We start from the raw sequence: 13,205 nt of genomic DNA on the forward strand, positions 1-13,205 counted from the left end.
CCCGACCTCACTCGGCGACCGCACCTGACGCCAACAGCCGCTCGATATGTTCCTCGCTGAACCCGTGCTGGGCGAGAACCTGCCGGGTGTGCTCACCCGGCCGGGGCGGCAGCGCCGGCACCGGCGTGGCTGAACGGCTGAAGCGAGGGGCGACCGCTGGCTGCACATGCCCGGTATCCCCGATCGGCGCATACATCCCACGTTGCCGGGCATGTGGGTGTTCGGCCGCCTCGTCCATGTCCAGCACGGGCGTCACGCAACAGTCCACGCCGGCGAAGGAAGCGGTCCACTCGTCCCGGGTTCGGGTGGCGAATGCCGCGGTCAACGCCTCGCGCAGTAGCGGCCACCTGCTGCGGTCCTTGTGGCTACCCGTCAGCCGACCATCGGTATCCAGGCCGAGCACCCGCAGCATGTTGACGAAGAACTTCTCCTCGATCGCACCGACCGCGATCCAGCGCCCGTCCGCACAGGTGTAGATGTCGTAGTAGGGACAGCCGGTGTCGAGCAGGTTCGTGCCACGCTCCAGGGACCAGCGCCCCGCCGCACGCAGCCCGTGCACCAGTCCCATCAACGTGGACGTCGCGTCCAGGACGTTGCCGTCCACGACCTGTCCCCGGCCCGACGTCCGTGCTTCCAGGAGCGCGCAGACGATCCCGAACGCGAGCGAGGACGCTCCCCCACCAAAGTCGCCGACAAGGTTGAGCGGCGGGACCGGCCGCTCACCCGCCCGGCCCATCGCGTACAGGGCGCCGGTCATCGAGATGTAGTTGATGTCATGGCCGGCAACCGGAGCGAGCTCACCGTCCTGGCCCCACCCCGTCATCCGGCCGAAGACCAGTCGCGGGTTGCGGGCCAGACAGACGTCCGGACCGACACCGAGCCGCTCGGCCACGCCCGGCCGGTAGCTCTCCACCAGCACATCGGCCGACTCCACGAGACGGAGTAGGACCTCCACCCCATCCGGGTGCTTCAGGTCCAGGACAATGGAGCGTCGGCCCCGCTCGATGACCGGGTTGGGCGTGTAATCGGCCCGCCCGTCGCCGGGCCGGTCGACCCGCACCACGCTCGCCCCCATGTCAGCCAGCAGCATCACACAGAATGGCCCGGGCCCAATGCCGGCCAGCTCCACCACGGTGACCCCGGCGAGCGGTCCGGCCGCCTCAGGCATCGCAGGCCTCTGTGCAGAGCAAGTCACGCAGTCGGGACTTGGCGACCTTGTTCAGCGTGGACCGCGGCAGGTCGTCGACGATGCGTATCTCGCGCGGCCGCTTGAAGTCGGCAAGCATCTGCGAGCACCGGCCGGCCAGCGCGCTGACGCTGACCTCCGCGCCGTCGTCCGTCACGACGAAGGCGACCGGCACCTCACCGAGCATCGCGTCCGGCCTCCCGACCACGGCCGCCTCCCGGACACCGGGCACCCCGAGCAGCACGCGTTCGACCTCCGTAGCGCCGATGTTCTCTCCCCCCACCTTCAGCACGTCCTTGTCCCGCTCGACAAAGGTCAGCGTGCCACCCATGTCGAGGCGAAGACGGTCACCGGTGACGAACCAGCCGTCGCCTGCGTAGGCCGCGGCGGTGGCCTCTGGGGCGTGCAAGTACTCCTTGAAGAGCGACACCCCCGGCACCCCCCGCACGTGCAGGCTGCCGGTCTCACCGGGAGCCACGCAACGCCCCTCGTCGTCGACGACGCGTACGTCGTACTCCGCGGCTGGCCGGCCTATCGTGCCGGGCGCGTCCTGGTGATGCAGGTCGCCCACCACCGGGTGCGAGACGGTCTCGGTCATCCCGAACCAGCCCACCACCGGCACGCCCCCGGTAACCGGTGCAGGATCGAGGTTCGCGCTGTTGCCCCAGCCGCGGTATGTGTGCCGGTCAGGCACCTCGCGGTCGGCGAGGGCGCGCAGCACGAAGGAGACCACGGAGGTCCAGGTAACCCGATGATCCACTGAGACGCCCCAGAAGCGGGAGGCGGAGAACTTCGGCTGCAGCACCAGTGCGGCACCCGACCACAGGCACGACAGGAAGGAGTAGGACAACGCGTTGGTATGGAACAGCGGAAGGTGGATCAGGTAGGTGTCGTCGGGGCGCAATCCCTGATGCGCGGCGCCGACCTTGCCCGCCCACAGGCAGTTCGCCTGGGTCCAGACCACCCCCTTCGGCCGAGCGGTGGTGCCCGAGGTGTACTGCACCGAGGCGGCATCCATGCCCGCAACCAACGGTCGACGCACGACTGGATCGGCGCGCAGCAACGCCTCGACCGCGTCAGCACCGGTTCCCTCGCTGACCGCGACCCACGCCAAGTCCGGCATCGCGCCGGACACGACGTCGGCGACCGCACCGCTCACCACGGCGCCAACCGGGCCGCAGTGCGAGCCGACGTAGCCCAGTTCGTCAGAGCTCAGCCGCGGGTTCAGGCATACCGCGACCGCCCCCATGGCGCTCAGTGCGGTCCACGCCAGCAGAAAGTCGGGGTGGTTCGGCATCACCAGCGCGACCGGATCCCCCGGCCGTACGCCGCGCCGAGCAAACCCTGCCTGCAAGGCCCCGACGTCTCGGGCGAACTCCGACCACGTCCAACGGCGCACGGGTGCGTCGAACGGTACCCACGTGAGAAACGTCCGGTCCGGCGCGGTCGCCGCCCACCGGTCGACCAGCCAGCCGACATCGCGGCCGGCGAACGCCGACAGTGGGGAAGCGCTCACGCCGGCCATTGCAGGTGCTTAACCGTGAAGAACTCGGCGAACCCGTCCTCGCCCATCTCCGAGCCCGTGCCGGACCGCCGACGGCCGGTCCAAGGAACATCGGGCCGGGCACCACCACCACCGTTCACGGCCACCGTCCCGGTGTCGAGCCGTCCGGCGATCTCCATCGCTTGCGCCGGGTCACCCCACACCAGGGCGTTGAGCCCGTAGCGGCTGTTGTTGGCGATCTCCACCGCCTCGTCGACGCTGTCGTAGGGGAACAGAACGGCGACCGGCGCGAAAAGCTCGTCCTGCGCGATCTCGTCGTTGGGGTGGACGCCGGTGAGCAGCGTGGGCTTCAGATAGTAGCCGTCCAGGTCTGCGGGACGGACACCCCCGACAAGCACGGTCGCGCCCTTGTCCACCGCCCGCTGCAGGTAGCCCTCGACGCGGCTCCGGTGCTCTTGGGTGATTAGCGGGCCGACCTCGGTCGACTCCTGGGTAGGGTCACCAACCGGCAGCTCGTTGAGGAAGGCGGTGGCCCTGGCGACAAACGCATCGAAGTCATCTCGATGCACAAGGATCCGGGTGGTCGCCCCACACCCCTGCCCCGCGTTGCGGCAGAACCGCAGCATCGACGGGCCCACGGCCCGGTCCAGGTCGGCTCCCGGGAGCACGACCGTGGGTGACTTGCCGCCGAGTTCGAGGACCACCTTCTTGTGGGTCTGCGACGCGGTCGCCATCACCGCGGCGCCGATCCGGTCGGAGCCGGTGAAGGAGACCATGTCCACCGCGGGGTGGCCGGCCAGCCGCTCACCCACCGCGGCGTCACCGACCACCAGGTTGAGCACGCCGGCGGGAACTCCAGCCTCCTCGGCGAGCCGCACGAACGCCACGGTGCAGAGGGCGCCGCGCGGTGAGGGCAGCAGCACGACCGAGCATCCGGCAGCCAGTGCCGGCCCGACCTTCCAGGCGATCAGGTTGATCGGGTAGTTGTAGGCCGTGATCGCACTGACCACACCGATCGGCTCGCGCAACAGCACGCTCCGGGAAGCCGGCGGGCCTTGCTGATCGGGCAGCTCCTCGCGGTACCCGCCCCTCGGGCCACGCTCTGCGGCGTCGGCGGCCCACCGGAGATTGACCGCCGGGGTCGCCGTCTGCAGCGTCCGCGCCAGGCTGATCGGGGATCCGACCTCGGCCGTGATCAGCTGCGCCAGCTGCTCCCGGTCGCGATCCAGCAGGTCCGCCAGCCGGCGCAGCACCGCCGCCCGCTCAGCCGGCGGCTTGGCCCGCCACAGCGCGTGGTCGAAGGTACGGCGGGCCGCGGCGATCGCGGCGTCCGCCTGATCCACCGTCGCCATCGACCATGTGGCCAGCTCCGTCGCGGTGCCCGGCTCGATGCTGGTGAACTCCCCGGCATCCCCGGTGCTCCACCGCCCGTCGATGAAGCAGGTCCACAGGGCGAGGTCGGCCGCGAGCTCGGACACGCTGATCACCGCTGGTCTCCGGGAAGGTCGATGTCGAGAATGAGGGACTGGAAGGACTTGCCATGCGGGTCCACTCGCAGCGTCATCGAGACGCCGCCGTCCAAGGCCTTGTCCAGCACGAAGTTGAGGCCGTGCACGTTGGGTAGCTCGTACCGGACCACGTTGCCGTTGACCAGCGCTCCGAAGTGCTCGCGGACGACGTCGGCGGTGAGCATTTCAACCAGTCTCGGGTAGTCGGCCTGGTCGTAGACGAACACGCAGATGTTACTGACATCGCCCTTGTCGCCGGACCGGCTGTAGGCCATCTCGCGCAGTTTCATGACTCCAGCACCTCGGTCTCGAGCCGAACCTGATCCCGCGGCACGTAGGCGGGGGTGACACCGAGTGCCGGAACCACGTTCCCGGTAGCGCCACCGCCACCGGCTGGCCCGAAGTAGAGGAGTTCGACCTCGTGCACGGCGGCGCGGGCGGCCTCCAGGTTCGGCGTACGGACCGCGAGGCGGAGGCGCACCTCGGTCGGCTCGCCACCGACCAGGCGGTCACCGAACAGCGATCCCATGCCCTGCAGATCGACCCGTAGATCGTCGATGTCGCTGCCAAATGCCTCCAGCCTGGCGCGGACGATCTCCTCGGCCCGACGCGCGCGATCAACGCAGCCCGGTCCGCCGTAGGACATCTCCCCGACGGCCCGCCAGCCCTGATCCACGCCGACCAGCACCTTGAGGTGGCTGGGCCGTTCCCGACCCCGGGCGCCGGAGAGGCGGACCCGGTTGTCTCCGAGGTCCTCGATGGTGACGCCGGTGAAGTCCGCGGTTACGTCGGGCGTCAGGTAGCGCTCAGGATCGTGGATCTCGTAGTACAGCTGGGTCTTCATGGTGAGCTCGTTGACGGCGCCGCCGGTGCCGGGCAGCTTCGTGATCACGACCGATCCGTCCTCGACGTCGGCCAGGGGGTAGCCGAGGTTGTGCGGGTCTGGGACCACCCGGTACGGCGGATCCTCGAAGTTGCCTCCGGTGGAGTGCACGCCGCACTCGAGCAGGTGGCCCACCATGGTGGCGTGCCCGACGCGGTCCCAGTCCGTGAGATCCCACCCCAGCTCGTGGCAGATCGGCCCGACGAACAGCGACGGGTCTGCGAGGCGGCCACCGAGCACGATCTGTGCGTCCTCGCGAAGGCAGTCGACGATCGGCGCGGCACCTACGTAGGCGTTGGCCGAGACGACCCGATCACCGAGCGCGCCTACCGTGGTACCTAGCTCAGGCAGCGCGCAGTCCAGCCGGGTGACCAAGTCGTGCACATCGTCCCCGCGGATGACACCGATCCGCACACCCGGCAGGCCGAGCTTGCGCAGGTGCGCCGCGAACTCCTCGTAGGCGGCGTCGGGGTTGGCCGCGCCGAAATTGCCGACCACCTTGCCGCCCTGGGACAGGTAGCCACGCAGCAGTGGGACGAGGGCGCCGATGCGCTCGTCCTGCCCGGCCGAGGGGTCCTGCCGACGCCGGACATGGGCGAGCGCCATGGTCCGTTCGGCCAGGCAGTCGAAGCCCATGAACGAGACCCGACCGCTGTCGGCCATGGCCGCGGCCGGCTCCAGCCGGTCGTTGGCGTACGCCGAACCCGATCCGATACTCACAACCGGAGCCAACGCCTTGGGCACGGTCAGTCGACCTCGATCGCGAGCTCGGGACAGCTGTCCGCGGCGAGCTGCGCCTCGTGCTCCATGCCGAACGGCACGTTCTCGTCCTTCACATACGCGTGCCCGTCCTCCTCACGCGCGTGGAAGAGCTCAGGGCCGCTCAGACGGCACAGGCCATGGCCCTGGCACTTGTCCTCGACAACGCGCACCTTCATCTGCTCCTCCTCGGTGAAGCCTCACCTTGACACCGGCGGCATCGAGTATAACGATGATCAGAGTAAAGGGAACCCTAGGGAGGCGTCGACATGACGGAAACGGTCCGTTGTCCGGTCGTTCAGTTCGACCACAACTCCGACAAGCACTCCGCTGACCCAGCCGGCTCCTACAAGGCCCTCCGGGAGACGACGCCGGTGGCGTGGTCCGAGGCGCACGGCGGGTACTGGGTGCTCTCGGACTACAAGGCCGTCTTCGAGGCTGCGCGCGACGACGCCACCTTCTCCTCTGAACGCAACAGCTACGGCGGTGAGGGATTGTCGGTGGTGATCCCGAAGACCCCCGCGCCGTTCCACATCCCGATCGAGATCGACCCGCCGGAGTTCCGGAAGTGGCGAAAGATCATCAACCCGATCACCGCACCGGCCGCAGTCGAGCGGATGGAGCGAATGGTCAGACACTACGTCACCGCCTTCATCGACGACATCATCGAGGTCGGGGCGGCCGACATGACGTCGGTCATCGGGGTGCCCGCCATCGTGACGGTCGACTGGCTCGGCTTGCCGATCGAGCACTGGAAGACCTACGCCAGCGCCTTCCACGCCCTGCTCATCGCAGTGCCCGGCACGGACGAGTTCGAGCAGGCCGTCAAGCTCGACCTGCCCCGCCTCGAGAAGGTCACGCGCCAGGTCATCGCCACCCGGCGGGCAAGGCCGACCGACGACATCATCAGCTACCTGGTGCAGCAGGAAGTCGACGGCCGACCGGTCACCGACGACGAGGTGTTCGCGATGGTCGACCTGCTACTGTCCGGCGGCGTGGGCACCACCGCGTCGCTCGTCTCGAACACCGTGGTGTGGCTGTACCAGAACCTCGAGGTCCGATCCGAACTGCAAGCCGACCTCTCACTGCTGGACAAGGCCGTCGAGGAGTTCCTCCGCTACTTCTCCCCCACCCAGGCGCTGGCCCGGACCGTCACCCGGGACACCGACAAGCTCGGTTGCCCGATGAAGAAGGGCGACCGAGTGCTGCTGTCCTGGGCCTCCGCGAACCGCGACCCGAACCAATTCGAGAATCCCGACAAGCTCGACATCCACCGATGGCCGAACCGGCACACCGCCTTCGGCATCGGGGTGCACCGGTGCGCCGGCTCCAACCTCGGACGGTTCATGGCCAAAGAGCTGCTCAGCCAGATCCTCACCCGGCTTCCCGACTACGAGGTCGACCTCGATGCGCTGAAGCCCTACCCGCACCAGGGCACCAACACGGGCTACGTCAGCATCCCTGTCACCTTCACGCCCGGTCCCCGGATCCTCCCGTCGGCGGCCCCCGAGGCCACCACCCCCTCCTACTGACCTAGGCGGCCCTTGCATGGAGTCCTACGACGTCGTTGTCCTCGGCACCGGGGCCTCCGGACTCACCGCGGCGCTCGCCGCCGCAGACGCCGGCGCGTCCGTCGGGCTGTTCGAGAAGGCCGACAAAGTCGGCGGCACCACGGCGCTGTCCAGCGCCGTGGCCTGGATTCCGAATAACAAGTACGCCGCACAGGCCGGCGTCGCGGACTCACGCGAGGACGCCCTGGCCTACCTGGCGTCCCTGTCGCACGGAATGATCCTGCCCGAACTCGCCGAGGCGTTGATCGACACCGGCCCGGAGCTGATCGAGTGGCTGGAGTCAGCAACGCCGCTCAAGCTGCGGCTCGTGCCCGGGTTTCCCGACTATCATCCGGAGCACCCGGGCGGAAAGCCCCAAGGCGGCCGGTCCCTGGAGCCGGAGCTCTTCTCCTTCGACGAGATCCGCGGTTGGGGTGACCGCATGGTCGGCGTGACTCGACCGATGCGGGTCACCGAGACCCCCATCGGTGGGGGGACCGGCGTCGTCGATCCCGAGGTGGAGGCCCAACGACGATCCCGATCCATCGAGGGACTCGGCCGGGCGATGGTAGGCGCGCTGCTCAAGGGGTGCTTGGAGCATGGTGTCGTGCCACATCTCGAGCACCGTGCCATCGAACTGCTGATGGACAACGGCGCTGCGCGTGGTGTCCGCTTCGACATCCCCGACGGGACCCGTGAGGTGTGGGCCAGGTCCGTGGTCATCGCCACAGGTGGATTCGAGTCGGACGAGGCCCTAGTCCGTGACTTCCTCCGCGGCCCGATCAAGTATCCCGCCGGCGTTGCCACCAACACCGGGGACGGCCTGCGGATGGCGATGAGGATCGGCGCGCAGCTTGGCAACATGCGTGAGGCGTGGTGGGTCCCGGTAGCCGCCCTCCCGAAAGCACATGCCGACGATCACCAGCCGGTGATGCTGATACTGCGGGAGCGGACGCTTCCCCGGTCGATAATGATTAATCGGTTCGGCAGGCGTTTCACCAACGAAGCCGCAAACTACAACGCGCTGGGCGGGGCATTCCACCAGTTCGATCCCACCTCCTTCAGCTATCTCAACCAGCCCTGCTGGCTCGTCTTCGACCAGGGGTTCGTCGAGCGGTACGGCGGTTTTGGGGTCGGCCCTGGCGGACCGGCACCAGAATGGGCTGTGCGCGCGGACTCGCTGGCCTCGCTTGCCAGGAAAATCGACGTGCCGGCCGACCAGCTGGAGAAGACGGTCGCCCGGTTCAACGACCTGGTCGCCTCAGGGCACGATGATGACTTCAATCGGGGCGACAGCGCGTACGACGGCTGGTGCGGTGACCGGACCAAATACCCGGGGCCGATGGCGACTCTCGGACCGCTCGACGAAGGCCCGTACTACGCCGTCGAGTTGGTCTCGTCGGCGCTGGGCACCAAGGGTGGCCCACGCACTGACGCCGACGGTGCGGTGCTCGGCGTGGACGGCGAGGTGATCCCCGGCCTGTTCGCCGCGGGCAACGCGATGGCCGGTGCGACTGGCATGGTCTACGGGGGCGCCGGTGGCACTCTCGGCCCTGCGCTGGTCTTCGGCTACCGGGCTGGTCGGCGGGCAGCAAAGGGCCGCTGACGACGACGTTCGGTATCGAGACGACGCTCGGTGCCGACAGCACGCAACGAGGGGCTGGGACACTCATGTCCCAGCCCCTCGCGGCGTACCGGCTCGACGTCCAGGCTGGTACGCGTAAACGTGCCCGGGGTCGTCCGATCACCAACCACCCTCGCACCGACACCTCCGCCGCGAAGGCTAGGCGACAACCCCGAATCCGGCCTGGCCGGACCAGCCGGTTTGGTACGTCCAGCCGCGCCTGCCCAGGCGCCCGAAGTCCCCCGCCGGCAGCCCTCGTTATTGGTCACGCCGCAGCTCAGGATGGTGTTCCTGAAGCGGGAGCGCGGCGACCATCGGGTGGTCCCGGTCGGTGAAATCGAGTCCCGATGCCCCGCCCGGTGAGCCCAGCCCGGCGAAGAACTCGACGTTGGCCGCGTGGAATGACTTGAGGTCCTCCGGCACGTCGTCCTCATGGGCGATCGCCTCGACCGGGCAGACCGGCTCGCAGGCACCGCAATCGACGCACTCATCGGGGTGGATATAAAGCATCCGTGAGCCTTCGTAGATGCAGTCCACCGGGCATTCATTCACGCAGGCGCGGTCCTTGAGGTCCACGCACGGTAGCGAGATGACGTAGGTCATGTTGGATTCTCCTTCAGGTCGAGCACCGGCTCGCCGGTCAACTCGTCGGCCGCCAGGTAGGCCGGGGGTAGTCCATGCCACGCGCGAAGCCGCGGCTGCAGCAAGTTCCTGTTGTCGTAAGCGCTGCGCACCAGCCGATGGCGCGCAGACCGAGCTCGATATCCGCTCACCGACAGGACATGTCCACCGCCGTCGGCCGGCGGCCTCCTCGACCCGGTTCCCGTCGATGCCCAACGGCGATGACCGCAGCCTCAGGCGAGCCTGTGCTCATGGCCGCCTCCCTGTTGTGTCGACTGCCGCGGATCGGTGTAGAGCGTCGTGCGCTGACGGGCCGGCCTGCCGGCGAGGGCCGCCATCTCCTCGAGTTCGGCCACCGAACGCCGGGAGCCGTTGGTGGACCCGGCCATCCGGCTGATGGTCTCCTCCATCAGCGTCCCGCCCAGGTCGTTCACGCCGCCGTGGAGAACCTTGGTGCACACGTCCGGGCCGAGCTTCACCCAGGAGGTCTGGATGTTCGGAACCAGCCCGTGGAGCATCACCCTCGCCAGTGCGTGCACGGCACGGTTGTCGCGCTCGGTGGGACCGGGCCGGGCAATCCCGGCAAGATAGATGGGTGCCGACTGGTGCACGAACGGGAGCGGTACGAACTCGGTGAACCCGCCGGTGTCGCGCTGGATATCCGCGAGGACACGCAGATGCGCGACCCAATGGCCCGGATGATCGACGTGGCCGTACATCATCGTCGATGTCGTGGGGAGCCCGATCGCGTGCGCGGCCCGGATAACCTCGATCCACTGCGAGGCGGGAAGCTTGCCCTTGGTCAACACCCATCGGACATCGTCGTCGAGAATCTCCGCTGCCGTTCCAGGCAGCGAATCCACGCCCGATTCGCGCGCCTTCAGCAGGAAGTCGCGAATGGACAGACCGGTACGGGCAACGCCGTTCATCACCTCCATGGGGCTGAACGCGTGCAGGTGCAGGGACGGCGCCCGACGCTTCACCTCGGCAGCGATATCGAAGTACGCCGAAGCTGGCAGATCCGGATGGATGCCGCCCTGGATGCACACCTCGGTCGCCCCGGCGGCTACCGCCTCCTCGGCTCGCCTGCCGATCTCGTCCAAGGAGAGCGTGTAGGCGTCGGCGTCCGTGCGCCGTTGCGCGAACGCGCAGAACCGGCAGCCCGCGTAGCAGACGTTGGTGAAGTTGATGTTGCGGTTCACCACGTAGGTGACGTCGTCACCGACTGCCTCCCGGCGGAGGTCGTCCGCAAGTCGGCACAGCTGTTCGAGAAGATCGCCGTCGGCAGTGACCAGTGCGAGCGCGTGCCGCTCGCTGATGCTGGCTGGATCCCGTTCCGCCGCAGCCAGCGCCTCCTTCCCGGCCGCGTCCATTCGAGCAGGGACAATGCCGCGTGGCTCCGGGCCGCCGGCGATCCCCTCACGGAGAGCGTTCCAGTCGCCGTAGACGTCGTCGAAGTCCTCCCGGCGGTCCGACATACGCCCCTCGCGGTCAATGCTCGCGTGCAGGTCGGTACGCCCAGCAGATGACCAGCCCTGCCCGTCGTACGCGCCATCCGGCTCCTGCCAGGGGATGCCGCGCGGTGTGACGTCGGTCCGGGCCAGCCCCGCCGGACCCGCAAGCGCAGCCACGTGCGGCCCGAGCCGCGGATCGAGCCAAGGTTCCCGGAGATAGGGCGGGTGCGCGGTGAGTCGTTCCACGAGTCGGAAACCGACTGATTCGCAGGCTCGGCTCAGTTTCTCGATCTCAGGCCACGGACGTTCGGGATTCACGTGGTCCGGCGTCAGCGGACTCATGCCACCAAAGTCGTCGATGCCCGCAGCCAGGAGGGCCGTGCACGCTTCAGGCTCGACCAGGTTCGGTGGCGCCTGCAGGCGCATGCCCGGCCCGAACACGACCCGTGCCGTCGCGATGGCAGCAAGATACTCCTCGAGCCCGAGGTCACCGTGCCTGCGCATCGCAGTATCCGACTTGGCCCGGAAATTCTGGATGATGACCTCTTGCACGGCCCCGTACTGGCGGGCGATCCGTCGGATCGCGAAGATCGACTCGGCTCGTTCCCGCAGGGTCTCTCCGATTCCGACGAGGATGCCGGTGGTGAAAGGGACGCTCAACCGCCCAGCGTCTTCCAGGACCCGCAAGCGGACCGCGGGATCCTTGTCCGGCGAGCCGTAGTGAGCAGCGCCACGCTCGGCGAAGAGTCTCGTGGACGTCGTCTCGAGCATCATCCCCATCGACGGCGCGACAGGTTTAAGCCGGTTAATCTCCGCCCAGGTCATGACGCCCGGGTTGAGGTGTGGCAACAGGCCGGTCTCCTCCAGCACCAGCACTGCCATTGCCCGCAGGTAGTCGAGCGTCGAGTCGTAGCCCTGTTCGTCGAGCCATTGCCTAGCCTCGGGCCAGCGGTCCTCAGGACGGTCACCAAGAGTGAAGAGCGCTTCCTTGCAGCCGAGCGCCGCACCGTGAGCGGCGATCGTGCGAACCTCGTCGGGACTCAGATACGGTGGCTCGCCGGCTCGCGCAAGGCGGCTCGGAGTCGACACGAACGTGCAGTAGTGACAGCGGTCGCGGCACAGCCGCGTGAGTGGGATGAACACCTTCCTGCTGTAGCTGACCGTGCCCGGCCGCCCGAGCGCGACGAGCCCGGCGTCACGCATCCGAGCGGCGGCGGTCATCAGGTCGGTCAACTGCTCGCCGCGAGCGGCCAACAGCGCGGTCGCCTCCGCGATGTCGATTGACTTTCCGTCTCGGGTTCGCGCCACGGCGCGGGATACCTCCCGTGGCGTCGGGAACGAGACGTCGGGGCGCACCGAAGACATGGCGGCGGCTCTCAGATGTCCGTGACGCGCAGCGATGCGTGCGCGTTGTAGCGCTTGTTGATGGCGATGAGGTTGGCTGTCAGCGCCTCGACCTGGCCGGCGTTGCGGAGCCGTCCCGCGTACACCCCTCGGCAGCCGGCGATCCGGCCGGCGAGATCCTGCACCAGATTCGTGGCCTCACGGTCGTCGCCCACCACCAGCACGTCGGCTTCCAGCTTCGCGACCGTGTCGTCGAGCAGCGCCACTGCAGACAGGTGGTGGAAGGCGGCGACCACGGTCGCGTCGGCGAGCAGCGCCTGGGCCTGCTCGGCCGCACTGCCTTCGGGAACGCGAGGCGCAAACGGGCCCATCTTGTCAAAGGCCAGGGGGTTGACGCAGTCGACGACGACCTTGCCCGCCAACTCCTTGGCCAACGCCTCGACCTGACTCCGATGCCCTTCCCAGGGCACGGTGACGAGCACGATATCCGCGGCCTCGGCGCACTCCTCGTTGGTCGTCCCACGGACGCTGCCACCCAGTTCGGCAGCCGCAGCCGCCGCGCGTTCGGCGGACCGAGATCCGATTATCACCTGCAGTCCGCCGGCAGCGAACCGGCGGGCCAGTCCCCTGCCCTGCGGGCCGGTTCCACCGACGATCCCGACGATCTTGCCAGCGACCCGGTCCACGACCTGGTCGTGTACGTCGGTGCTCATCTTGACTCCTCAGCTTGCCGAATTGGCTTCTAAGGATAATCATATGCATAGAATGGCAC

The 13,205-nt window shown here is 68.3% G+C and carries 11 protein-coding genes; 2 read left to right on the forward strand and 9 right to left on the reverse strand.

Going from position 1 to position 13,205, the window contains the following annotated elements:
• Positions 1-7: 7 nt before the first annotated feature.
• Genes EV376_RS25040 through EV376_RS25065 form a run of 6 tightly spaced genes read right to left on the reverse strand, consistent with a single transcriptional unit; the run spans position 8 to position 6,019 of the window.
• Complete coding sequence (locus tag EV376_RS25040; protein WP_130327137.1) at positions 8-1,168, reverse strand: CaiB/BaiF CoA transferase family protein; 1,161 nt, start codon at positions 1,166-1,168, stop codon at positions 8-10.
• Positions 1,161-2,702: an AMP-binding protein gene (locus tag EV376_RS25045; protein WP_207228411.1), complete on the reverse strand. Its 1,542-nt coding sequence runs from the start codon at positions 2,700-2,702 to the stop codon at positions 1,161-1,163. Before EV376_RS25045 ends, EV376_RS25040 begins: the two co-directional genes overlap by 8 nt.
• A complete protein-coding gene (locus EV376_RS25050) occupies positions 2,699-4,168 on the reverse strand; it encodes an aldehyde dehydrogenase family protein (RefSeq protein WP_207228413.1) in 1,470 nt (489 codons plus the stop codon). The genes EV376_RS25045 and EV376_RS25050 overlap by 4 nt, the downstream gene beginning before the upstream one ends.
• A gap of 5 nt (positions 4,169-4,173) precedes the next feature.
• Positions 4,174-4,488, reverse strand: a complete 315-nt coding sequence (locus EV376_RS25055; RefSeq protein ID WP_130327141.1) for an AtuA-related protein — start codon at positions 4,486-4,488, stop codon at positions 4,174-4,176.
• Entirely contained in the window at positions 4,485-5,801 is a 1,317-nt protein-coding gene (locus EV376_RS25060) for an acyclic terpene utilization AtuA family protein (protein WP_130327143.1), read from the reverse strand. Before EV376_RS25060 ends, EV376_RS25055 begins: the two co-directional genes overlap by 4 nt.
• 26 nt (positions 5,802-5,827) lie before the next feature.
• Positions 5,828-6,019, reverse strand: coding sequence for a ferredoxin (locus EV376_RS25065; RefSeq protein ID WP_130327145.1), 192 nt, complete (start codon positions 6,017-6,019; stop codon positions 5,828-5,830).
• A gap of 90 nt (positions 6,020-6,109) precedes the next feature.
• On the opposite strand from EV376_RS25065, the gene EV376_RS25070 reads away from it, so the two are divergent.
• On the forward strand, positions 6,110-7,372 hold the full coding sequence (locus EV376_RS25070) for a cytochrome P450 (protein ID WP_130327147.1): 1,263 nt from the start codon (positions 6,110-6,112) through the stop codon (positions 7,370-7,372).
• Positions 7,373-7,388: 16 nt separating this feature from the next.
• Entirely contained in the window at positions 7,389-8,996 is a 1,608-nt protein-coding gene (locus EV376_RS25075) for an FAD-dependent oxidoreductase (protein ID WP_130327149.1), read from the forward strand.
• 276 nt (positions 8,997-9,272) lie between these two features.
• On the opposite strand, the gene fdxA is transcribed toward EV376_RS25075, so the two are convergent.
• The 3 genes from fdxA to npdG all read right to left on the reverse strand — a co-directional run bounded on the left by fdxA (position 9,273) and on the right by npdG (position 13,146).
• Positions 9,273-9,617 carry a ferredoxin gene (gene fdxA / locus EV376_RS25080; RefSeq protein ID WP_130327151.1) on the reverse strand — a complete coding sequence of 115 codons (345 nt, stop codon included), beginning with the start codon at positions 9,615-9,617 and terminating at the stop codon, positions 9,273-9,275.
• 251 nt (positions 9,618-9,868) lie between these two features.
• Positions 9,869-12,454, reverse strand: a complete 2,586-nt coding sequence (locus EV376_RS25085) for a bifunctional FO biosynthesis protein CofGH (RefSeq protein WP_130327153.1) — start codon at positions 12,452-12,454, stop codon at positions 9,869-9,871.
• Positions 12,455-12,465: 11 nt separating this feature from the next.
• Complete coding sequence (gene npdG / locus EV376_RS25090; RefSeq protein ID WP_130327155.1) at positions 12,466-13,146, reverse strand: NADPH-dependent F420 reductase; 681 nt, start codon at positions 13,144-13,146, stop codon at positions 12,466-12,468.
• Positions 13,147-13,205: the final 59 nt, after the last annotated feature.

The organism is Micromonospora sp. CNZ295 (assembly GCF_004217535.1).